General features: G+C 74.8%; 18 protein-coding genes, 2 tRNA genes and 4 pseudogenes. 15 read left to right on the plus strand and 9 right to left on the minus strand.

What is annotated here, in order from left to right; translation table 11 throughout:
* Nucleotides 1-115: 115 nt before the first annotated feature.
* The 4 genes from cbiE to ABD946_RS14040 all read left to right on the plus strand — a co-directional run bounded on the left by cbiE (nt 116) and on the right by ABD946_RS14040 (nt 7,757).
* Nucleotides 116-1,375 (plus strand): precorrin-6y C5,15-methyltransferase (decarboxylating) subunit CbiE, encoded by a 1,260-nt coding sequence (cbiE, locus tag ABD946_RS14025; protein WP_345283425.1) that lies wholly within the window; start codon nt 116-118, stop codon nt 1,373-1,375.
* An 815-nt stretch (nt 1,376-2,190) separates the two neighbouring features.
* Nucleotides 2,191-5,727 (plus strand): nicotinate-nucleotide--dimethylbenzimidazole phosphoribosyltransferase, encoded by a 3,537-nt coding sequence (gene cobT / locus ABD946_RS14030; RefSeq protein WP_345283426.1) that lies wholly within the window; start codon nt 2,191-2,193, stop codon nt 5,725-5,727.
* A gap of 269 nt (nt 5,728-5,996) precedes the next feature.
* Complete coding sequence (cobA, locus tag ABD946_RS14035) at nt 5,997-7,238, plus strand: uroporphyrinogen-III C-methyltransferase (protein ID WP_345283428.1); 1,242 nt, start codon at nt 5,997-5,999, stop codon at nt 7,236-7,238.
* A gap of 162 nt (nt 7,239-7,400) precedes the next feature.
* A complete protein-coding gene (locus tag ABD946_RS14040; RefSeq protein WP_345283430.1) occupies nt 7,401-7,757 on the plus strand; it encodes a hypothetical protein in 357 nt (118 codons plus the stop codon).
* 14 nt (nt 7,758-7,771) lie between these two features.
* Here the strand turns inward: ABD946_RS14040 and ABD946_RS14045 are convergent, their stop codons facing one another.
* Complete coding sequence (locus ABD946_RS14045) at nt 7,772-8,341, minus strand: Uma2 family endonuclease (protein ID WP_345283431.1); 570 nt, start codon at nt 8,339-8,341, stop codon at nt 7,772-7,774.
* A gap of 30 nt (nt 8,342-8,371) precedes the next feature.
* A complete protein-coding gene (locus ABD946_RS14050; RefSeq protein ID WP_345283432.1) occupies nt 8,372-8,845 on the minus strand; it encodes a hypothetical protein in 474 nt (157 codons plus the stop codon).
* 186 nt (nt 8,846-9,031) lie between these two features.
* Here ABD946_RS14050 and ABD946_RS14055 point away from each other — a divergent pair, with 186 nt between their 5' ends.
* Nucleotides 9,032-9,769, plus strand: coding sequence for a VOC family protein (locus ABD946_RS14055; RefSeq protein WP_345283434.1), 738 nt, complete (start codon nt 9,032-9,034; stop codon nt 9,767-9,769).
* An 89-nt stretch (nt 9,770-9,858) separates the two neighbouring features.
* On the plus strand, nt 9,859-10,842 hold the full coding sequence (locus ABD946_RS14060) for a Rossmann-fold NAD(P)-binding domain-containing protein (protein ID WP_345283435.1): 984 nt from the start codon (nt 9,859-9,861) through the stop codon (nt 10,840-10,842).
* 7 nt (nt 10,843-10,849) lie between these two features.
* Here ABD946_RS14060 and ABD946_RS14065 read toward each other — a convergent pair whose 3' ends face one another.
* The 3 genes from ABD946_RS14065 to ABD946_RS14075 all read right to left on the minus strand — a co-directional run bounded on the left by ABD946_RS14065 (nt 10,850) and on the right by ABD946_RS14075 (nt 13,036).
* Nucleotides 10,850-12,187, minus strand: coding sequence for an LPXTG cell wall anchor domain-containing protein (locus ABD946_RS14065; protein WP_345283436.1), 1,338 nt, complete (start codon nt 12,185-12,187; stop codon nt 10,850-10,852).
* Nucleotides 12,188-12,406: 219 nt separating this feature from the next.
* Complete coding sequence (locus tag ABD946_RS14070; RefSeq protein ID WP_345283438.1) at nt 12,407-12,778, minus strand: hypothetical protein; 372 nt, start codon at nt 12,776-12,778, stop codon at nt 12,407-12,409.
* Nucleotides 12,779-12,904: 126 nt separating this feature from the next.
* Nucleotides 12,905-13,036: a hypothetical protein gene (locus ABD946_RS14075; protein WP_345283439.1), complete on the minus strand. Its 132-nt coding sequence runs from the start codon at nt 13,034-13,036 to the stop codon at nt 12,905-12,907.
* Between the two features lie 19 nt (nt 13,037-13,055).
* Here ABD946_RS14075 and ABD946_RS14080 point away from each other — a divergent pair.
* Nucleotides 13,056-13,487 (plus strand): annotated as a pseudogene (locus ABD946_RS14080) (TrmH family RNA methyltransferase); the annotation flags it as partial.
* A 191-nt stretch (nt 13,488-13,678) separates the two neighbouring features.
* Here the strand turns inward: ABD946_RS14080 and ABD946_RS14085 are convergent.
* The 3 genes from ABD946_RS14085 to ABD946_RS14095 all read right to left on the minus strand — a co-directional run bounded on the left by ABD946_RS14085 (nt 13,679) and on the right by ABD946_RS14095 (nt 14,368).
* Nucleotides 13,679-13,752: transfer RNA gene (locus ABD946_RS14085), tRNA-Trp, on the minus strand.
* Nucleotides 13,753-13,826 (minus strand) — tRNA-Ile (locus ABD946_RS14090).
* Entirely contained in the window at nt 13,817-14,368 is a 552-nt protein-coding gene (locus ABD946_RS14095; protein WP_345283440.1) for an HAD domain-containing protein, read from the minus strand. Before ABD946_RS14095 ends, ABD946_RS14090 begins: the two co-directional genes overlap by 10 nt.
* 285 nt (nt 14,369-14,653) lie before the next feature.
* On the opposite strand from ABD946_RS14095, the gene ABD946_RS14100 reads away from it, so the two are divergent.
* The 7 genes and pseudogenes from ABD946_RS14100 to ABD946_RS14130 all read left to right on the plus strand — a co-directional run bounded on the left by ABD946_RS14100 (nt 14,654) and on the right by ABD946_RS14130 (nt 19,942).
* Nucleotides 14,654-15,661 (plus strand): ABC transporter permease, encoded by a 1,008-nt coding sequence (locus tag ABD946_RS14100; RefSeq protein ID WP_345283441.1) that lies wholly within the window; start codon nt 14,654-14,656, stop codon nt 15,659-15,661.
* 387 nt (nt 15,662-16,048) lie between these two features.
* Nucleotides 16,049-16,096: pseudogene (locus ABD946_RS42710) on the plus strand (hypothetical protein); the annotation flags it as partial.
* Between the two features lie 68 nt (nt 16,097-16,164).
* Nucleotides 16,165-17,780 (plus strand): annotated as a pseudogene (locus ABD946_RS14110) (ABC transporter substrate-binding protein); the annotation flags it as partial.
* Nucleotides 17,781-17,859: 79 nt separating this feature from the next.
* The gene (locus tag ABD946_RS14115) at nt 17,860-18,516 is read left to right on the plus strand and encodes an ABC transporter permease family protein (RefSeq protein WP_345283446.1); all 657 of its coding nucleotides are present in this window, start codon (nt 17,860-17,862) and stop codon (nt 18,514-18,516) included.
* Between the two features lie 508 nt (nt 18,517-19,024).
* Complete coding sequence (locus ABD946_RS14120) at nt 19,025-19,168, plus strand: hypothetical protein (protein ID WP_345283451.1); 144 nt, start codon at nt 19,025-19,027, stop codon at nt 19,166-19,168.
* A 173-nt stretch (nt 19,169-19,341) separates the two neighbouring features.
* Nucleotides 19,342-19,579 (plus strand): annotated as a pseudogene (locus ABD946_RS14125) (hypothetical protein); the annotation flags it as partial.
* Nucleotides 19,490-19,942 carry an ATP-binding cassette domain-containing protein gene (locus ABD946_RS14130; RefSeq protein WP_345283447.1) on the plus strand — a complete coding sequence of 151 codons (453 nt, stop codon included), beginning with the start codon at nt 19,490-19,492 and terminating at the stop codon, nt 19,940-19,942. The pseudogene ABD946_RS14125 and the gene ABD946_RS14130, both read left to right, overlap by 90 nt.
* A gap of 283 nt (nt 19,943-20,225) precedes the next feature.
* Here ABD946_RS14130 and ABD946_RS14135 read toward each other — a convergent pair whose 3' ends face one another.
* Nucleotides 20,226-20,570 (minus strand): SpoIIE family protein phosphatase, encoded by a 345-nt coding sequence (locus ABD946_RS14135; protein ID WP_345283453.1) that lies wholly within the window; start codon nt 20,568-20,570, stop codon nt 20,226-20,228.
* 10 nt (nt 20,571-20,580) lie between these two features.
* On the opposite strand from ABD946_RS14135, the gene ABD946_RS14140 reads away from it, so the two are divergent.
* The coding region (locus ABD946_RS14140) for a hypothetical protein (protein WP_345283454.1) at nt 20,581-20,779 on the plus strand (199 nt) is incomplete at its 3' end.

Raw genomic sequence — 20,779 nt, forward strand, 5'->3', positions numbered from 1 at the left:
CGCACTGCTGTGCGAGTTTCCCGCCGCGCTTTCCCGTCCCGGGCCGGTCCCACCGGGTAGCCTCGGACCGGGCGGGCGGACGGACCGTCACGGGGCCTAAGGGGAGCAGCGGTAGATGGCGGACCGGATCACGGTCATCGGGTGGGACGGTACTCCGCTGACCGAGGCGGCCGCCTCGGCACTCGCGGGCGCGACCCTGGTGGCGGGCGCCCCGTACCAGCTGTCCGCGCTGCCGGTGCCGGCCGGCGCGGAGCGGCTCACCCTGGGCAGCGTCCAGCAGGCGGCCCGCCGGATCGCCGCCCACCGGGGTGCCGCCGTGGTGGTCGCCGAGGGCGACCCCGGCTTCTTCGGGGTGGTGCGCGAACTCCGCCGCCCCGAGTACGGACTCGAACTCGAGGTGCTGCCCGCCGTCTCCTCGGTGGCCGCCGCCTTCGCCCGGGCCGGGATGCCCTGGGAGGACGCCCAGGTGGTCAGCGCCCACGGCGGTCGGCTGCGCCGGGCGGCCAACGTCTGCCGCGCCCACCCGAAGGTCGCCGTGCTCACCACCCCCGGCGCCGGGCCCAGCGAGCTCGCCCTGATGCTCCGCGGGGTGCACCGCACCTTCGTGGTCTGCGAGGCGCTCGGCACCCCGGACGAGGACGTCACCGTCCTCACCTCCGAGCGGGTGCCCGACCACGACTGGCGCGATCCGGCCGTGGTCCTGGTGATCGGCGGCGCCGGGCCCAACCACGCTCCCGGCGAGACCTCCGGCTGGCTGGCCGGACGCCCCCTCGGCTTCCCCGGCCCGGACCGGGGCTGGGCCCTCGACGGCCGGGCGTACGCGGGGGCGGAGCAGCTCGCCGGGACGGCGGGCGGCGCCGGGGCCGCGCTGCCGCCGCACGTCCGCGCGCTGGCACTCGCCCGGCTCGGCCCGGTGCCGGGCGAGCTGGTCTGGGCGGTCGGCGCGGGCAGCGGGGCGCTGGCGGTGGAGATCGGACGCTTCGGCGCGGCGGTGGTCGCGGTGGAGGCCTCCCGCTCGGCCTGCGCCCAGATCACCGTGAACGCCCGCCGCTACGGCGTGGAGGTCGAAGTGGTGCACGGGGTGGGCCCCGAGGTGCTCGGCGGCCTGCCCGAGCCGGACGCGGTGATGGTCGAGGCGGGCGGCGCCGAGGTGGTCGGCGCGGTGCTCGCGCGGCGACCGGAGCGGCTGGTCGCCATCGCCCGCACGCTGGCCGAGGCGGAGGCGGTCCGGACCGCGATCACCGCCGCCGGCTACCGCGCGGACGGCGCGCTGCTGCAGTCCGCGCCACTGGCCCCGGCCCCGGGCGGCGTGCCCGGGCTGGCCCTCGGCACGGGGCAGCAGAGTCTGGTGCTCTGGGGAGAGCTGGCCTCCTGACGGGCCGTCGGACCGTCCGTCGGTCCGCCCCTCGCTCGGCGCCGGCCGGGGCTGTCGGGGCTCCGTCAACGGCCCCCGGCCAAACTGCCGCGGTGTGATCAGGATTCGGACAGGGATTCGGTATCCGTTCGGGGCGGGCCGGTAGGGTGAAGCCTCCCGCCTGCGCGGCGGTCGTCGGTTCGTGTCCAGTTCGGCCTGTTTGCCACCTTTCTGACGTGGCGGAACTTACAGCCCGGAGGGGCCGTGGACATTCGACGCGGCGCGGGTCGGGCCGGAAGAATGCCGTTGGGTCCGGCGCGGTCGTGCCGGTTGTCCCCAGCTGTCGTTGTTTCTGATGGTGCGCCACCCCTCCCACGGGAGGCGCCCGGTCCGGAAGCGCGGCACGGCGGACGCCGGGCAGCTGGACGGACGGATGGACGGGCGGGAGCACGGCCCGCCCCGAGCGGAGTTGGGCGCGGCGGTCGGCGACCGTCGCGCCAAGGGTGCGGCAGCGCCCGGAAGGAGCTTTGACATGACCGATGGCGGCCACGTTCCCAGCGAGGGCCTGCCCGAGCACCTGCTCGGCGGCGCCGACCCGCTCGGCCGCCCGGAGGGCGTCCCGCTGCCCGGCCAGGCCCCGGCCCGGCACGCCGCGTACACCTTCCTCGACGACGAGGAGGAGGACCTGCTGCTGATGCCCGGCCCGCAGGCCTCCTGGGGCGACGTCCCGGTGCACGGCGCGGTGGAGACCGTGATGGTCGGCGAGACCGCGATCCCGGCGGCCGCCCCCCGCGGCGCCCTCGGCACCCGGCCTCGGGTCGCCCCTGGTCGACACGGTGACGCTCCGTCCGGTCGACGAGCTCGGCGGCACCCCCGCGCACGGCGTGCCGCTGCACGGGACCCCGGCGCACGGCACTCCGCTCCAGGACCCCCTGCTGCACGGCACCCCGGCGCACGGCACCCCGGTCCAGGACGCCGTGGCCCAGGACGGCGTGGCCCAGGGCACGCCCGCCCACGGCACCCCGGTCGAGCCGTCCTGGCCGCCGCTGGCCCCGCCGGTGCCGGGCGTCGACCCCGCCGTCGCGCCCCTCGCCGACCCGCTCACCGATCCGCTCGCCGTCGCGCCGTTCCCAGGCGCCCCGGCGGCCGGGAACGGCGCGGGCCAGTTCACCCCGCCCGGCGTGGTGCCGGACGCGCTGGCGAACACCGTCCAGGCGACCGCGCCGGTGGCGGCCGCAGAACCGGTTGTGCAGACGGTCCCGGTGACGCCCCCTCAGCCGCAGCGCCGCCCGCTGCACGCCGGGCCGCCCATCCCGGACCCGTCCCTGATGACCGGTCACGTCCCGGTCCGCTCGCTGGCCGACCGCGGCCCGTCCGGGGGCACCCCCGCGTACGGCGTGCCGATCGTCCCCGCTCCTCCGCTGGCCGCGCCCGTGCCGACCGCCGCGGTGCCGGTGCAGGCCGTTCCGGTGCCCGCACAGCTCCAGCCGGAGGCCGGCGCGCCGGTCCAGCCGGAGGACGTGCAGGCCGTCGGAGCCCCGATCGCCGTCGAGCCCGTCGTGGTGGCCGAGGCCGCCCCGGCGGAGGTCGTGGCGGTGGCCGTCGAGCAGGTCGCGGTGGAGGCGGTCGAGACCACCGTCGAGTCCGTGGCCGTCGAGTCCGTGGCCGTGGAGTCGGTTGCGGTCGAGTCCGTCGCGGTGGAGCCCGTCGCGGTGGTCGAGGCCGGGCCGGCCGCTGCTGAGGCCCCGGTCGTGGAGACCGTGGTCAACGAGGCCCCGGTCACCGTCCCCGCCGAGGCCGTCCAGACCGCCGGGACCGCCGTCGAGGAGCAGCAGCCGCCGCAGGCCCCGGCCGAGGCGCTCGCGGAGGTTCCGGTCGAGCCGGCCCAGCCGGTCGCGGTCGAGCAGCCGGCCGAGCACCCGTCCGCCGAGCCGGTCGCGGAGGCCGCTCCGGCGCAGGCCGGGCCGATCTCGCTGGAACCCGTCTTCGTGGAGCCGGTTGCCGTCCCGCAGCCGGAGGCCGTCCCGGCCGCCCAGCCCGAGGCGGCCCCGGAGGCCGAGGCGCTCGCCGCCACCGCCGAGCAGACCGAGCAGACCGAACGGACCGTCAGCGAGTCGACCGCGCCCGAGCTGCCGCTCGCCGAGGCCGTGCCCGCCGAGCCCGGGGCCGCCCCGGCCGTCGAGGACCTGGCGGTCGCGGCCGCCGTGGCCGTCGCGGTGGAGCCCACCGCCGAGCAGCCGGAGACCGTCGCCATTCCGGCGCAGGCCGCCGCGCCCGCCCGTCAGCCCGGCCGGATCTCCGCCTTCCTGGCCGCCCCGGCCCCGGACGGTCTGCCGGCCGTCGAGGCCGAGCCGCAGCCGGGCCGGGCCACCGTCCCGGGGGACGCCGCCGCTGAGGTGCCCGCCGCCGAGCAGCCCGCCGAGACCGGGCCGGCCGCTCAGCCCGGGCAGGCCGCCGTCGCCACCCCTGCCGAGGAGTCGGCCCCTGAGGCCGAGCCGTCCGCCGAGGCCGTGGCGACCGAGCCCGTGGCGACCGAGGCCGCGGAGGTCCCCACCGACGCCGCCGTCGCCGAGACCGAGGAGCAGGCCGGGACCGGTGCCGTCGCCGAGGAGGAGCGCCCGCCCGCGGCCGCCGGCTTCGACGAGGCCGCCCGCGAGGCCGTCCACCAGGTGATCCGGGAGCGCCGCGACATCCGTAACGGCTTCCGCCCGGACCCGATCCCGCACGAGGTGCTGATCCGGGTCCTGGAGGCCGCCCACACCGCGCCCAGCGTCGGCTACTCGCAGCCCTGGGACTTCGTGGTGATCCGCTCCGCCAAGACCCGCCGCAAGATGCACGAGCTGGCGGAGCGTCAGCGCGAGGCGTACGCCGACTCGCTGCCCAAGGCCCGGGCGAAGCAGTTCAAGGAAATCAAGATCGAGGCCATCCTCGAGACCCCGGTCAACATCGTGGTCACCGCCGACCGCACCCGCGGCGGCCGCCACACCCTGGGCCGCCACACCCAGCCGCAGATGGCCCCGTACTCGGCCGCCCTGGCGGTCGAGAACCTCTGGCTGGCCGCCCGCGCCGAGGGCCTGGGCGTCGGCTGGGTGAGCTTCTTCGACGAGGAGGAGATGGTCCGCGAGCTCGGCCTGCCGGACCACCTCGACGTGGTCGCGTACCTCTGCGTCGGCTACGTGGACTCCTTCCCGGACGAGCCCGAGCTCCAGCAGCAGGGCTGGGCCAAGAAGCGCCCGCTCTCCTGGGTGGTGCACGAGGAGCAGTACGGCAACCGCGCCCTGCCGGGCGAGGAGCCGTCGGACCTCCTCGCCGAGACCCTGCGCGGCATCCGCCCGCTGGACGCCAAGGCGCTCGGCGACGCCTGGGACCGGCAGAAGCGGATGACCAAGCCGGCCGGTTCGCTGGGCGTGTTGGAGATCATCGGTGCCCAGCTCAGCGGCCTGTCCCGCAAGTGCCCGCCGCCGATCCCGGAGCCCGGCTGCGTCGCGGTGTTCGCCGGTGACCACGGCGTGCACGCCCAGGGCGTCACCCCCTGGCCCCAGGAGGTCACCGCCCAGATGGTGGCCAACTTCCTGGCCGGGGGAGCGGTGGTCAACGCCTTCGCCGCCCAGGTCGGCGCCGAGGTCTGCGTGGTCGACGTCGGCGTGGCCTCCGAGCTGCCCGGCCCGGTCCAGAACGGCCGCACCACCGGCCTGCTCCCGCGCAAGGTCAAGCCCGGCACGGACGACATGACCCAGGGCCCGGCGATGAGCCGGGAGGAGGCGCTCAAGGCGATCGAGGTCGGCATCGAGACCGCCCGTGACCTGGTCTCGGCGGGCAACAAGGTGCTGGTCACCGGCGACATGGGCATCGCCAACACCACCGCCTCCGCCGCCCTGATCTCGGTCTTCGCCGGTCTCGACCCGGCCGAGGTGACCGGGCGCGGCACCGGCATCGACGACGAGACGCACGCCCGCAAGATCGAGGTCATCCGGACCGCGCTGGCCCTCCACCAGCCCGACCCGGCCGACCCGATCGGCGTACTGGCCGCCGTCGGCGGTCTGGAGCACGCGGCCATCGCCGGCTTCCTGCTCGGCGCCGCCTCGCTGCGCACCCCGGTGATCCTGGACGGCGTCATCGCCGGTTCGGCCGCACTGGTCGCCAAGGCCATCGCCCCCGAGGTGCTGGCCGCGTGCATCGCCGGCCACCGCTCCGCCGAGCCCGGCCACAAGGCCGCTCTGGAGAAGCTCGGACTGCGCCCGCTGATCGAGCTCGACCTGCGCCTCGGCGAGGGGACCGGCGCCCTGCTGGCCCTCCCGCTGGTGCAGAGTGCGGCCCGCGCGATGCACGATGTAGCCACCTTCGACTCCGCCGGCGTCACCGAGAAGAACTAGTTGGGGGCTGTCCGACCGTGCCCGCCGGGTCCGGCCCGCCCGGCACGCACGCTCGCCGCACGGCCGGGACGCCCAAGTAGCTCCGCTACGAGGGCGTCCCGGCCGCACGCCGATCGCACGCACCGAACGACCCGGCCTGATCCGGCGGGCACGGTCGGACAGCCCCCGCCCCAGCACTCCTCCCCACCGGCCCGAGGGCGCGCCGGTGCGGGGGAGTGCTGTCGTCCCACGCAAAACCCTCTCCCCAGCCAGCCCCAGGAGCACCGCCGATGACCACCCCCGCGCCCAACCCCCACCCCAGCACCGAGGGCCGCACCCCCTACCCCGTCGGACTGCTGCTCACCGGCCGCCGCGTCGTCGTGATCGGCGGCGGCCAGGTCGCCCAGCGCCGGCTCCCGGCACTGCTCGCCGCCGGGGCGGACGTGCACCTGATATCGCCCTCCACCACCCCCGCCGTCCAGGCGATGGCCGACGCCGGCGAGCTCACCTGGCACCGGCGCGGGTACGCCGACGGCGACCTCGCCGACTCCTGGTACGCCCTGGTCGCCACCGACGACCCGGCCGTCAACACCGCCGTCTCCGCCGAGGCCGAGCGCCTGCGGGTGTTCTGCGCCCGCAGCGACGACGCCGCCGCGGCCACCGCCTGGACCGCCGCCACCGGCCGCGACTCCGGCACCACCGTCTCCGTCCTGACCGGCGACCCGCGGCACTCCGCCGCCCTGCGCGACACCATCGTGGACGCCCTGCGGGACGGCTCCCTGGCGGCCCGTCAGTTCCGCACCCGCGAGCCGGGCGTGGCCCTGGTCGGCGGCGGCCCCGGCGACCCCGACCTGATCACCGTGCGCGGCCGCCGCCTGCTGGCCGACGCCGACGTGGTGGTCGCCGACCGGCTCGCCCCGCGCGAGCTGCTGGACGAGCTGCCGCCGCACGTCGAGGTGATCGACGCCTCCAAGATCCCCTACGGCCGCTACATGGCCCAGGAGGCGATCAACCAGACCCTGATCGACCACGCCAAGGACGGCAAGTTCGTGGTCCGCCTCAAGGGCGGCGACCCGTACGTCTTCGGGCGCGGCGGCGAGGAGCTGCTGGCCTGCCTGGAGGCCGGCGTCCCGGTCACGGTGGTCCCCGGCATCTCCAGCTCCATCTCCGTCCCGGCGGCGGTCGGCATCCCGGTCACCCACCGCGGCATGACCCACGAGTTCACCGTCATCTCCGGCCACGTCGGCCCCGACGAGCGCTCCCTCACCAACTGGGACGCCGCCGCCCGGATGACCGGCACCCTGGTCCTCCTGATGGCCGTCGACAAGATCGGCGCGATCGCCGCCAAGCTGATCGAGCACGGCCGCCCCGCCACCACCCCCGTCGCCGTCGTCCAGGAGGGCACCACCGCCGCCCAGCGCCGCGTCGACGCCACCCTCGCCACCGTCGCCGAGGTCGTCACGGCGGAGGGCATCAAGCCCCCGGCCGTCATCGTCATCGGCGACGTGGTCAACGTCCTCGGCCAGCACTGACCCCTCGTCAGGCCCCGCCCCTCCCGGGCGGGGCCTCCCCGGCGGTACCGTTCCCGTGCCGTTCCGTCATGACCGCCCGAGGGAGGGTCGCCACGGTGTCCGACACCGCGCACCCGCCGTAGGTACCTCCGGAGATCCCGGAGGGCCCTACGGAGGTCCTCGATGTCCCGCACGGTCCGCACCACCCCGTACCGGCTCCGCAGCACCGGGCCCGGACCGGTCTCCCTCGCCCGCCTCGACCTCCGCTACCCGCACGCCGAACTGGCCCGCGCCGCAAGCGAAGGCCGCCGCCCCGTCCCGGCCCCGACCCTGCGCCGGCTCCGCAGCTGGCATCCGTACCGCCTCGACGGCAGGACGGACAGCTGCACCACCATGATCGCCACGTCCAACGCCCGTGCCCGGCTCCGGGCCCGCCTCGCCGCCGACCGCATCCGCGGCCTCCACCGAGCCGGCCACTCCGTCGACGGCGCGGACGTCCCCCCGGCCCGCCACCGCCGCGACGCCCTCTGGCACGCCTGACCGGTGCCGCCCCGTCAGCTCGGGTAGCGGATCAGCTCCGCGGTGCCCAACTCGAACCCGAACGGCTCCGGGACGGGCACCGCGTCGCCGAACTTCCCGGTCCACCTGCGGTGGTACACCCCGCCGCCGGGCTCGGAGTACAGCGCCACCGTCCCCTCCCGGGGGTCGATCAGCAGGTAGACCCGGATGCCCATCAACGGGTAGTCGCGGACCTTGCCCACCAGGTCGTTCTCGGGGTTGGACGGCGAGACGATCTCCACCGCGATCGCGGCCAGCTCCGCCGGGACGTCGTTGCCACCCAGCTCGACGACGGAGACCGGGATGTAGGTCAGGTCCGGATTGCGGAGCTTGCCGACGTTCGGCGAGGCCAGGTCGGTGTTCTCACTGGGCATCAGATCGGCGGGCCGGTGCGCGTCGAACTGCTCCCGCACCAGCAGCAGGTTGCGTTGGTGGATCACCGACGGGCCGGCTGCGATGATGATCGCGTCCCCCGACACCTCCGTCTTCCAACCCGCTGGTGGTGCCAGGCTCCGTGCGTACTTCAGCAGTTGGGCGTGACGCTCGGGGATCCGGTGCTCGGCCATGCCGCCATCCTTCCGCTCCCGTCCGGAGGGCTACCGGACCGGGCCGCGTTCGTCGACGGACACGGTCGGCTCGGTCAGGAACGTCCCGAGGGCCACCGGGCCGTAGGCGATGTTGAAGGTGTCGAGCCAGTACGACCAGTCACGGACCCCCGCCGCGCTGCTGAAGCGGTAGTTGAGCTGCCACCGCACCCACTGGCCCGGCCGCAGCCGTACGGCCGGTGGCCGGCGGTGCCGGGGCGGCAGCCCGAACAGCGGGTCCACCCGGGGCAGCACCCGCAGCGTGCCGTCCGTCTCCCGCAGGCTGACCGCGACCTCGCGCCGCTCCACCCGGGACTCCCGGGGCTCGAAGCCGTGGCGCTCGTCCATCCTGACGTGGTGCGCGAGCGGGCCGAGGCCGGTCGGCAGGACGAAGCCCGTCGCGGCGGCGTTCCGCCGGGCGGCGGCCTCACCGCCCCGCGACTCCTTCGTCCAGAACGTCCTGACCCACTGCACCGTGATCTCCACCGCACCCGCCTCTCTCGGCACAGCACACGCAGACCGGCCGCCGGCCACGTGGACGACATCCTCCTCGCCGACGCGCACGCAGAAGCCACCGCTCCCCGAGCGGCGGCACCAGAAACCCTTCGTGCGCGCGGCGTAGCGTTGCGAGGCCGCTCGGCGCCGGGCTCATCGGTGCTTATGATCATCCGCATGGCGACACGACTCGTGCAGATCAACATGAAGGCCCGGGACGACGCCGCGCTCGGCCGGTTCTGGGCGGCGGCACTCGGCTGGGGCATCGACAGCGAGGCGCCCGGCGTGACCAACCTCGAGCCGGTCGGCTTCGCCTACCCCGACCCCTCGGCGGTCTGCATCGACATCATCGCCCGTCCGGAGCCCAAGACGGGGAAGAACCGGGTGCACCTCGACCTGGCCACCACCTCGACGGCCCATCAGGCGGAGCTGGTCGCGCGTCTGATCGAGCTCGGCGCCACGCTCGCCGACGTCGGACAGGGCGAGGTCCCCTGGACGGTCATGGCCGACCCCGAGGGCAACGAGTTCTGCGTCCTGGAGCCCCGGGAGGTCTACGGGGACACCGGGCCGGTCGCCGCGGTGGTGGTCGACTGCGCCGACCCGCGGGAGATGGCGCGCTTCTGGGGCGAGGCGATGGACTGGACGGTGCACGAGGTCGCCGACGGGCACGCGAGCATGCGCTCGGCCCAGGGCGTCGGCCCCTACCTGGAGTTCATCCGCACCCCCGACCCCAAGCTCGGCTGGAACCGCGTCCACCTGGACGTCAGCCCGTACCGCGGTGACGACCCGGAGGCGGAGGAGGCCCGTCTGCGCGCCCTGGGCGCCTCCGACCCGGGCATCGACCAGTCCTCCATCCACTGGCGAATCCTGACCGACCCGGAGGGCAACGAGTTCTGCCTCCTCAGCCCTCGCTGAGGCCCGGTACCGGCGCTCGGGCCGCCCGCCTGATCCGCCGTCAGCGAAGCTTCTGGCGGGTCTCGGTGGGGAGTGCTTGGGTGGGTGGCATGGATCTCCTCGTACTCGGCGGCACCGCCTGGCTCGGCCGGGAAGTCTCCCGGCAGGCACTCGCCCTCGGCCACCGCGTCACCTGCCTCGCCCGGGGCGAGAGCGGCGGGGTGGCGGAGGGCGCCACCCTCGTCGCGGCGGACCGTTCGCAGCCCGGTGCGTACCGGGAACTGACGGGGCGTGACTGGGACGCCGTGGTGGAGGTGAGCTGGCAGCCCGGCTACGTCCAGGACGCGCTGGACGCCCTCGCGCCCCGCGCCCGGCACTGGAGCTACGTCTCCTCGGTGAGCGCCTACGCCGAACACCCCGTCGGCGCCGACGAGTCGGCCGCACTGCTGCCCGCGCTCGAAGGCCGCGAGGCGGCCCGGGAGACGTACGGCGAAGCCAAGGTCGCTTGCGAGCAGGCCTCGGCCGCCGCCCTCGGCGACCGTCTGCTGATCGCCCGCGCCGGGCTGATCGGCGGCCCCGGCGACCGCACCGGCCGCACCGCCTACTGGGTGGCCCGCGCCGCCCGCGCCCCCGAGGCGCCGCTACTGGTCCCGGACACCCCGGCCCTGCCCACCCAGGCCATCGACGTCCGTGACCTCGCCGCCTGGCTGCTGCACTCCGCCGAGCGGGGCACGTCCGGCACCTTCGACGCGGTCGGCCCCGTCCTCTCCTTCGGCGAGTGGGTGGAGCTCTCCCGCACCGTCGGCGGCCACACCGGCCCGGTGGTCCCAGCCCCGTCCGACTGGCTGCTGGAGCAGGGCGTCCAGCAGTGGATGGGCCCGGACTCCCTCCCGATGTGGCTGGCCGACCCCGACCTGCAGAGCCACTCCACCCGCCCGGGCGCCGCGGCCCTCGCCGCCGGCCTGACCCACCGCCCCCGCACCGAGATCCTCGCCGACCTGCTCCACTGGGTCCGCACCGACTCCCCGGCCCTGGCCGCCGGTCTGACTCCGGAGCGGGAGCGCGAGCTGCTCGCCCTGCTCGACGTCGCCTGACGGGCCGTCACCGCCGCGGGCGGCGGGCACCGGCCAGCAGCAACCCGCCGAGGGCGGACAGCCCGCCCGCCACGGTGAGCAGCACCGGGGCCTCCCCGGTCCCGGTCTCCGGCAGGCTGCCCTCGATGACGCGCAGCTCGGGTGTGGGCGTCCAGGCCTCGGCGGGCGGCAGCGGCGCCGGCGGGTGGGCCGGCCGGGCGGGCTCGGACGGTGGGGCGGCCAGGGTCTCCGGTGCCGCCGGGGTCTGCGGGCCGCCCGGCGAGGCCTGGACCTCGGGTGTCCTCGGCGGCGCCGGGGCCGCCGCGCCGGGTGGTACGGGCGCCATCGACGGCAGAGGGGCCTGGACCACCGGGGGTGTCGTCGCCGGGCGCCAGTTCGCCGTGCCGGAGGCGGTCAGCGTCCGCCGCGAGCCCACCGTGTCCACGTACCCCTGACAGCGTTCCGGGGTCTCGGTGGGGATCAGGAACTGAGGGTCCGTCACCGTCTCCGCCCCCTCCACCCGCACCGCACCGCTGCCGCCGTCCGCGCGCCGGGCGCAGAGCCTGGTCGCGGTCGTCCCGGCCGGCAGCTCCAGCAGCCCGTCCGTCAGGGTTCCCGGCGCGCCTTGGCAGAGCGTCAGCCCGTCCGTCCCGGTGGCCGTCACCCGCACCCGGCCGGCCGTGCTGGTCAGCTCGAAGGGGATCTCCGCACCGGCCTCGGCGTCCGGCCCGGCGGTCAGGGTGAGGGCGGGCTCGGCGGGCAGCGTCGGGTCGATCGTGCCCCAGTCCGGGCAGGTGACGCCGGGGTAGCGGTCCGGGTCGGGCAGTGGCGCTCCGGCGGGCAGGTTCTCGGTCACGCACCAGATCCGCTGGGCCATCAGGCCCCGGGTGGAGGAGGTCGAGTAGTCGGCCACCCCGGGGGAGAGCAGGTGGGCCACCCGGGCCCGTTGCAGCGCGGTCAGCGGCTCCTTCGCACCTTCGGTGCCGCCCCGGACGAACGGCGCCTCGCCGCAGGCGGCCAGCGGGTGGTTCAGACAGAACACCCAACGTGCCGCCTGCGGCACGCCGTTCACCAGGGGCCCGACCACGCAGAGCGGAGTGCCGTAGAAGATCCCGGGGGTGGGCGGCGGCGCACCCAGCCCCGGATTGACCGTGCCCGGGTTGTTCATCACCGCCACCATCCGGCCGCCCTCCAACCAGGCCGGGTCCACCTGCACCTGCTGCGGGCTGCCGGGCCGGGTGGTGTTCGGATCGCACGCGGTCACGGTGTACGAGGTCCCGGCCCGGGGGAGCACGGCCCCGACGGGCGGAGCGGCACCGAGGACGAGCAACACGGCCGCGACGGCCACCCCGGACGATCGGCGCACGGGCGGACTCCACTCTTCCGGGAACATCGGTCCGGCCAGTCTCGGCTCGGCGATCACACCCACGGCGCCGCCGGGCTGACGCACCGTCCGCCACCACCCGATGGGCCGAGCCCCGCCCGACCGTCGCCGCGCTACGGGCGGGTGGGGCAGTGTGGTGCGATGGACTCAGGAGGGCCTCGGCCCGGCCTCCTGAAACGGCCGGGCCCGGCCGACCCGCCGTCAGACCCCTACGCGGAGCCGGTCCACCCTCGGCAGTACGGTCGGCATCTCGTCTGTCACCCAGGCGTACTCCAGGGCGGACAGGAACTCCCCGCCCTCCGCCCACAGCAGCAGCTCGCCGACGTACGCCCCGTCCTCGTCGTACACCTCGGCACCCACCGGCAGCAGCACCGAGCGCCGGTCCGTCTCCGCCGCCCCGCGCACCCGCAGGTCGACGCTGACCGACCCCTCGAACCAGGCGGCCACCACCTCGACCCGGTCGAGCTGCGCGCGCAGCTCCGGGGCACCGGGGAAGTCGGCGGCGAGCAGGTGCTCCAGGACGGCGCGCTCGGCGGCGTTCAGCGGACGGGGTTCGATCGGGACGACGGCCATGTGCCCATCATCGTCTCCGCGCCCGGTCGCTTCCTCGCCGAACGCCACCCCTCCCCACCTGTGCCAAGATCGACGGGTGGCAGAACCGAGCACCATCACCGACCCGACCGACCCCCGCCTGGCCGACTACACCGGCCTGACCGACGTGGAGCTGCGCCGCCGGCGCGAGCCCGAGGAGGGCCTCTTCATCGCCGAGGGCGAGAAGGTGATCCGCCGGGCGGTGGCGGCCGGGTTCCGGATGCGGTCGATGCTGCTCACCCCGAAGTGGCTGGACGTGATGGCCGACGTGATCGCCGAGACCCCGGCGCCGGTCCACGTGGTGGAGCCCGGGCTGGCCGAGGAGGTCACCGGCTACCACGTGCACCGCGGCGCGCCTCGCCTCGATGGAGCGCAAGCCGCTCCCGGAGGCCGCCGAACTTCTCACCGCTCCCGCCGGGTGGCCGTCCTGGAGGGCCTGGTCGACCACACCAACATCGGCGCCATCTTCCGCAGCGCCGCCGCCCTCGGGATGGACGCCGTGCTGCTCTCCCCGGACTGCGCCGACCCGCTCTACCGACGGGCCGTCAAGGTCTCGATGGGGCGCGGTCTCTCCGTCCCGTACGCCCGCCTCGACCCCTGGCCGTCCGCCCTGGCCCACCGTCCGCGAGGCCGGCTTCGAACTCCTCGCCCTGACGCCCTCGGGCGCGGACGACCTCAACGCCACCGCCCCGCACACCCTCCCCAGGCCGCCGTCATGCTCGGCGCCGAGGGCGACGGCCTCACCCCGAAGGCCTGGCCGCCGCCACCCGCCGGGTCCGCATCCCGATGTCCCACGGCATCGACTCCCTCAACGTGGGAGCCGCCGCCGCGGTCACCTTCTACGCCGTCAACACCGGGATCTGACGGCGGTCCTGCTCACTGCACGGGCGGAGGGGACTCGACCCCCAGCCTGCCGCTTTGGAGGCGGCTGCTCTGGCCAATTGAGCTACACCCGCTCAGCCCGGCTGGAGTTGAACCAGCGACCCCCGCCTTATCAGGGCGGTGCTCTGACCGACTGAGCTACGGGCTGTCGGCCTCGCGGCCGGTGCCCTGATTCTGCTGCCCCGCCCGCCCCGAGGTCACCTGGTTTTCCAGCAACCAGGACCGGAGCGCCGCGAAGTCACCCTCCGTCAGACCACGGCGGGGGTCGACGCGGTGGAGCAGCGCGGGGCCCGGGTGGCGGGCGGCGACCCACCTCCGGTCGGCGTCGGTGAGCTCGTCGTCCACCCAGGCGAACGGGCGCCCGGCGGCGAGCGAGACGAGGGTCTGGGTCTTCCAGTGCAGCCCGTGCCGCTCGTCGTCCTCCTCGTCCGCTCGGGTCGGCTCCGGCCAGACCACCACCGGGAGTCGCGGCAGGTGCAGGCGCGGGGCGACGTACTCGTTCGCCTCCTCCTCCCAGGTCGTCGCCCAGACGAGTTCGCACGGGAGCGCCGCCAGCCGTGGCCCGTGCGCGGGGTCGATCCGGCGCAGGAGGGGGTTCGCGTCGTCGGCCCCGTGGGCGGGGTACTCCTCGGGTGCTCCGCCGAACGGGATGAGCGGGCCGTCGACATCGAGGAAGAGCAGTGGAGGCATGGCGGCACCTTACGTGTGGCGGAGGTCTCAGTCGGGCCGCCGTCGAACCGTTGTGTAGGTATTTGCCCGTTTTCCCGTGTCGGCAACATTGCGGTGGAATGAAGCCGTCGTCCTGTGCGAAACAGTGTGCAATCAGCGCCGGAGAATGATTTGCGAAAGGCGCATCGCATCCGATCTGATGGCATTCGACGGGCCGCCGGGAAACCCCTGGAAGGCCGTCCCTTCATGCACATCAGCGCACCCTCACCCACGGGGCGGCGGAGAATTTCGGGGAGTACGCCTCTCATGCCCGCAGTACGCAACTCGCCGCTCTCCCGGCTGCTCCGCGACCGCACCGGCGCCACCGCCCTCGCGGTGGTGACGCTCTTCCTCCTCCTCGCCCTCGCCGCCCCGCTGATCGCCGCCGCCTACGGCAAGAACCCCACCGAGCACTACGGCCAGAACGCGCCCGGCCTGCTCAGCGACTCGGGCCTGCCGATGCTCCCCAACGGCGGGATCTCGGCCGACTTCTGGTTCGGCCTGGAGCCGGGCCTCGGGCGGGACGTGTTCACCCAGCTGCTCTACGGCATCCGCACCTCCCTCCTGATCGCCTTCGCGGCAGCCGCCGTCACCACCCTGCTCGGCGTCCTGGCCGGCGTCGCGGTCGGCTACCTGGGCGGTCTGACGGACCGGATCTTCGGCTTCCTCTCGAACGTCCTGCTCGCCTTCCCGACCCTGCTCCTGCTCCTCGCGCTCAGCCCCGTGGTGCAGTCCCGGCTGGTCGATCCGAGCGAGGCCGAGCCGGAGTGGATGCAATTCCTGGTGCTGATCCTGGTGTTCTCCGCATTCGGCTGGATTCCGCTCGCGCTCTCCCTCCGCTCGGCGGTGCGTTCCCTCCGGGAAAGGGATTTCGTGCAGTCGGCGAAGGCCCAGGGGGCCGGCGGATTCCACATCGTCCTCCGGGAACTGCTGCCGAACGTCCGGGCCCAGCTGCTGGTGCACGCGACGATGGCGGTGCCGGGCTTCGTGGCCTCCGAGGCGGTGCTCTCCTTCCTCGGGGTCGGCATCACCGAGCCCGTCCCGGACTGGGGCCCGGATGATCTCGCGCGGTTCCGAGGTCTTCCAGGCCGATCCGACCTACATGGTCTTCCCCGGCGTGGCGCTGCTGGTCTTCGTGCTCGCCTTCAACTCTGCTCGGCGACGCGGTCCGCGACGCGCTGGATCCCCGCTCCGCCCGCTGAGCCACCGTCAGAACGACAACCACCCCTACCGCCCCGCACGTCGGGGCAAGGAGTCACTCCGCCATGCGCCTGACCAAAGCGACCCTCGCCGTCCTCGCCACCGCGCTGGCTCGCCACCGCCTGCTCGGCGGGAGCCGGTGCGGGCGGCGGTGGCGCGGCCCCGGAGCGAAGGACACCTCCCCGCTGCACCGCCGCCCTCGGCGACCGAGCAGGAGAGCGCCGGCCCGGCGCCCGCCGTCCCCGGTGCGAAGCCCGCGGCACGGTGAACGTCTACAACACCACCGACTCCGCCACCTCGACCCGCAGAAGGTCTACGCGGGCGCCGCCTACAACACCTCGCTGCTGTGGGGCCGTCAGCTGACCCAGTACCAGGTGGTGGACGGCAAGGCGAAGCTGGTCGGCGGACCTCGCCACCGACACCGGTACCGCCACCGACGGCGGCCGCACCTGGACGTACCGGCTGAAGGCGGGCGTGGCCTGGGAGGACGGGCAGCCGATCACCTCCCAGCAGGTGAAGTACGGCATCGAGCGCTCCTTCGGGAAGGGTTTCGAGGTCGGCCCGCCGTACTGGGCGCAGTGGCTGACCGGCGAGGCCAGTTACGAGGACGCCCGGAAGAAGTACGCGCCGGCCCGCAGGACGGCGACCTGGCCGCGATCGAGACCCCGGACGAGCGCACCCTGGTCCTCCGCTTCCCGCAGCCGCAGGCCGACGTGCCGTACATGGCCGCGCAGTCCTCGTCCTCCCCCGTCCGCAAGGACAAGGACACCGGCACCGACTACGACCGCCTGCCCTTCGCCAGCGGCCCGTACCGGATCGCCGAGCACGTCCAGAACACCCGCCTGGTGCTGGAGCGCAACCCGCACTGGAAGCCGGAGACCGACCCGATCCGCAATCAGTACCCGGAGAAGTTCGTCTTCAGCTTCGGCAAGGAGGCGCTCAACATCAACCAGGAGATCCTCTCCGGCCGGGACGGCGGCGCCAACGCCACCACCGTGGCGACCCAGCTCTCGCCCGAGCTGTACCAGACCACCGACACCGACCCGAAGGCCAAGGAGCTGGTGGTGACCGGCCGTCAGGGCGCCTTCGTCACCCAGCTGGTGGTGAACAACGAGCGGGTCGCCGACCCCGAGGTCCGCAAGGCCCTGCACCTGGCCTACCCGCGCCAGCAGGCCCGCCAGGTGCTCGGCGGCTCCCGGGTCGGCGAGCTGGCCACCACGCTCAGCTCCCCGGCGCTGCTCGACTGGCAGAAGTACGACCTCTACCCGGCCAAGCCCGCGGGCGACCCGGAGGCCGCCAAGCAGGCCCTGGCCAAGGCCAAGCAGGCGCCCACCAGCCTCACCTACGCGTACGCCAACACCCCGAACGGGCAGCGGGTCGCCCAGGTGCTGGTGGACGGCTTCGCCAAGGCGGGGATCACCATCGTGCCCAAGCCGGTGGACGCCAAGGCGCTGCTGGACGAGGCGCACCGGGCCGACTCCCCGTACGACCTGTTCGAGGAGACCAGCTCGGTGGACTGGCCGACGCCGTCCACGCTCGTCCCGTTCTCCTTCGACGGCCGGGCCAACAGCGACCTCAACTCGGCCCGCTACCGCAACCCGGCGGTGGACAAGGAGATCGACCGGATCAACCAGATCGGCGAGCCCCGGCAGAAGGCCAAGGAGCTGTACGCGCTGGAGCAGACCGTGATGAAGGACGTCCCGGTGCTGCCCTTCGCCCTACCCCAACGCCACCCAGCTGCGCGGCGCCAACGTCGGCGGCGCCTTCATCCACCCGATCTACGGGTCCGTCAGCCTCGCGTGGGTCTTCCTCAAGGCCTGACGCCTCCGCACGGCCCCGCCTCCGCCGGGCCGGCGGGCCGCACCCACCTCGTACCACCCGCATCCACGAACCGGACCGGCCATGCTCTCCTTCGCCCTGCGGCGGGCCCTCCAGGCCCCTCGCCGTGCTGGCCCGCGGTCTCCGCCGCCGCCTTCGTGCTCTTCCCACGCCGCCCCGCCGACCCGGCCCGGGCCGCCTGCGGCCCGCGCTGCGACTCCGGGCAGGTGGCGGCGGTCCGTCAGAGCATGGGCCTGGACCAGCCGTTGCTCACCAGTACACCGACTACCTCGCCGGGGTCGTCGCCGGACGTGGGATCAGCGACGTGGACGGCTCGGTCATCGACTGCGCCGCCCCCTGCCTGGGCTACTCCTACCGGCTCCACCAGCCCGTCACCCAGGCCCTGACCGAGCACCTGCCGGTCACCTTCTCGCTCCACCGCCGGGGCCCTGGCCGTGCTGCTGGTCCTCGGCCTGGGCACCGGCTTCGTCTCCGCGCTGTGCCACACGGCACCCGCACCGACCGGCTGCTCTCCGGCTTCACCCTGCTCGGCGCCAGTCGTGCAGATCTACTTCCTCGGCTACCTCGCCCAGTGGGGCCTGGTCCACTCGACCGGCCTGCTGCCGCTGCCCGCCTACACCCCGCCCGCCACCGACCCCGCCGCCTGGGTGGGCGGGATGCTGCTGCCCTGGCTGGTGCTCGGCTTCGTCAACTCCGCCGTCTTCGCCCGGCTCTCCCGCGCCCCAGCTGCTGGAGACCATGGACGAGGAGTACGTCCGGACCGCGCGCGGCAAGGGCCTGAGCCGGCTGCGGGCCCACCTGAAGTACACGGCGCGCGCGGCGCGGCCGGGCCGCTGGTCCAGCTGCTCGGGCTGGAGGCGGGCGCCCTGCTCGGCGGGGCCGTGATCACCGAGACCGTCTTCGGCCTGAACGGCGTCGGCACCTTCGCCGCCGAGGCGGTGGCGGGCCAGGACCTGCCCCGCCGTGGTCGGCACCGTGCTGCTCGCCGCCTGCTTCGTGGTCCTCTTCGTGGCCCTGGCCGACCTGGTGGTGGCCTGGCTCGACCCGCGCATCCGCCTCAGCTGACCCCGCCTCAGGAGCTTTCCCGATGACCACGAACACCTCGACCGCGCCGGTGCTCAGCGTCCGCGACCTCCTCCGTCGGCTTCGCCGCCCGCGACGGGGCCGAACCCGTACGGGCCGTGCGCGCCTCTCCCTTCGACCGTCGCCCCGGGCGAAGTCCTGGGCTGTCGGTGAGTCCGGCTCCGGCAAGTCCGCACCGGGCTGGCCCTGCTCGGCCTGCACGACCCCGCACCACCACCGTCCACCGGCTCCGCCCGTCTCGGCGGACAGGAGCTGGTCGGCGCGGGTGGGAGGCAGGAGCTGCGCCGGGTGCGCGGGGAGAGGATCGCCTGGTCTTCCAGGACGCGCTGACCTCGCTCAGCCCGTTCCACACCGTCGGCGCCCAGCTCTCCGAGATGTACCGGCTTGCACCACCCCGGCGCGGGACGGCGGAGGCCCGCCGCCGGGCGGCCGAGATGCTCGACCGGGTCGGCATCCCGGCGGCCCGGACCCGCGACCATCCGCACCGGTCTCTCCGGCGGGATGCGCCAGCGGGTGATGATCGCGATGGCCCTGATGAACGGGCCCGACGTCCTGGTCGCCGACGAACCACCACCGCCCTGGACGCCCCGGGTGCAGAGCCAAGTGCTGGATCTGCTGGGCGATGTTGCGGCGCGAGCAACGGCACCGCCGTCCTGCTGATCAGTCACGACCTCGGGGTGGTGGCCCGTCACACCGAACCGCACCCTGGTGCTCCGCCACGGCGAGACGGTGGAGACCGCCCCGACCGCCGAGCCTGCTGGCCGCCCCGCGGCAGCCGTACACCCGCGCCCTGGTCGGGGCCGCGCGTCACCCTGGACACCGTCCCGGGCTCGGTGCTGCCCACGTCGACGACCCGTCACCCGCCCCGGCCCGTACGGCACCCAGGGCGGCCCACCGTACCCCGACCTCCTGGCTGGGTCGAGGTCGAGGACCTGTCCGTGCACTTCCCGGGCCGCCGCCGTCACCCCTTCCGCACGGCCGATGCCCTTCCGCGCCGTCGAGGGGTTGAGCCTGCGGATCGCCCCGGGCGAGAGCCTCGCCTGGTCGGCGAGTCCGGCTCGGGCAAGTCCACCACCTCCCGGGTGCTGGCCGGCCTCCAACGCCCCCACCGGCGGCACGATCCGCTACGACGGACAGGACGCCACCCGCCCCGACCGCGCCCTGCGCCGCCGCCTGGCCGCGAGGTCCAGCTGGTCTTCCAGGACCCGTACGCCTCCCTCAACCCCCGCCGCACGGTCGCCCAGACCCTGGACACCCCGCTGCGCCTGCACACCGCCCTCACCGCCCCCGAACGCCCGCGAGCGCGCCGCCGAACTCCTCGAACAGGTCGGCCTCTCCGCCGCCCACCTCGACCGCCACCCGCACGAGTTCTCCGGCGGCCAGCGCCAACGCATCGGCATCGCCCGGGCCCTGGCCCCCGGCCCGCGCGCCTGATCATCGCCGACGAACCGGTCTCCGCCCTCGACGTCTCCGTCCCAGGCCCAGGTCCTCAACCTGCTCGCCGAACTGCGCGAGCGCCTCGACGTCGCCCTTCCTCTTCGTCTCCCACGACCTCGCCGTGGTCCGCCACTTCTGCGACCGCATCGCCGTCATGCACCACGGCCGCCTGGTCGAACAGTCTCCGCGCGACGAGCTCTTCGCCGCCCCGCACACCGACTACACCCGCTCCCTCCTGGCGGCCCGCCCACTGAGACGGGGCGGTTCGCCGGACGGCGGGTCAGGACGGCGGGACGAACTCCAGCAGGAGCAGCGCGGAGTCGTCGTCGGGCGGACGCGCCCGTGAAGGCGGCCACGTCCGCCCGCAGTCGCCGCAGCGCCCTCCTCGGGGCGCAGCCGCGCAGCAGCGGCCGCGCCCCCGTTCGCGCACGGGGTAGAACCGGCCCTCCCGGTCGCGGGCCTCGCTCAGGCCGTCGGTGTAGAGCAGCAGCCGGTCGCCCTGACGGAGTGTCAACCGCGTGACGCTGTCCTGCTGTCCGCCGCCCGTCAGGGCGGCCAGCCCGAACGGCGGCACCGTCTCGGACGGTTCGACCAGCTCGTCCTCCCCGCCGGCCGGGAGCAGCAGTGGGCGCGGGGTGGCCGTGGTTGAACAGGGTGACCAGCCCCTGGAGGTCGATCTGGGCCAGGATGCCGGTGACGAAACGCTGCCCGTCGGTCCGGCGCTCCAGCGCCGCCTCGATGCGCCGGCCGACGTCACCGAGGTCGGCGAGGCCCGGAGCCGACTCCCGGAACGCGGCCAGCACCACGCGGCGCCAGCGGACGGTCTCCAGTCCC

It is taken from the genome of Kitasatospora albolonga (assembly GCF_039535905.1).
Lineage (GTDB): Bacteria > Actinomycetota > Actinomycetes > Streptomycetales > Streptomycetaceae > Kitasatospora > Kitasatospora albolonga.

Bases quoted from the DNA above. Each gene is read 5' to 3' on its own strand.
- cbiE (WP_345283425.1), top strand. From the start codon at position 116: ATGGCGGACCGGATCACGGTCATCGGGTGGGACGGTACTCCGCTGACC.
- cobA (WP_345283428.1), top strand. From the start codon at position 5,997: ATGACCACCCCCGCGCCCAACCCCCACCCCAGCACCGAGGGCCGCACC.
- ABD946_RS14040 (WP_345283430.1), top strand. From the start codon at position 7,401: ATGTCCCGCACGGTCCGCACCACCCCGTACCGGCTCCGCAGCACCGGG.
- ABD946_RS14045 (WP_345283431.1), bottom strand. From the start codon at position 8,341: ATGGCCGAGCACCGGATCCCCGAGCGTCACGCCCAACTGCTGAAGTAC.
- ABD946_RS14055 (WP_345283434.1), top strand. From the start codon at position 9,032: ATGGCGACACGACTCGTGCAGATCAACATGAAGGCCCGGGACGACGCC.
- ABD946_RS14060 (WP_345283435.1), top strand. From the start codon at position 9,859: ATGGATCTCCTCGTACTCGGCGGCACCGCCTGGCTCGGCCGGGAAGTC.
- ABD946_RS14070 (WP_345283438.1), bottom strand. From the start codon at position 12,778: ATGGCCGTCGTCCCGATCGAACCCCGTCCGCTGAACGCCGCCGAGCGC.
- ABD946_RS14095 (WP_345283440.1), bottom strand. From the start codon at position 14,368: ATGCCTCCACTGCTCTTCCTCGATGTCGACGGCCCGCTCATCCCGTTC.
- ABD946_RS14100 (WP_345283441.1), top strand. From the start codon at position 14,654: ATGCCCGCAGTACGCAACTCGCCGCTCTCCCGGCTGCTCCGCGACCGC.
- ABD946_RS14120 (WP_345283451.1), top strand. From the start codon at position 19,025: ATGATCGCGATGGCCCTGATGAACGGGCCCGACGTCCTGGTCGCCGAC.
- ABD946_RS14130 (WP_345283447.1), top strand. From the start codon at position 19,490: ATGCCCTTCCGCGCCGTCGAGGGGTTGAGCCTGCGGATCGCCCCGGGC.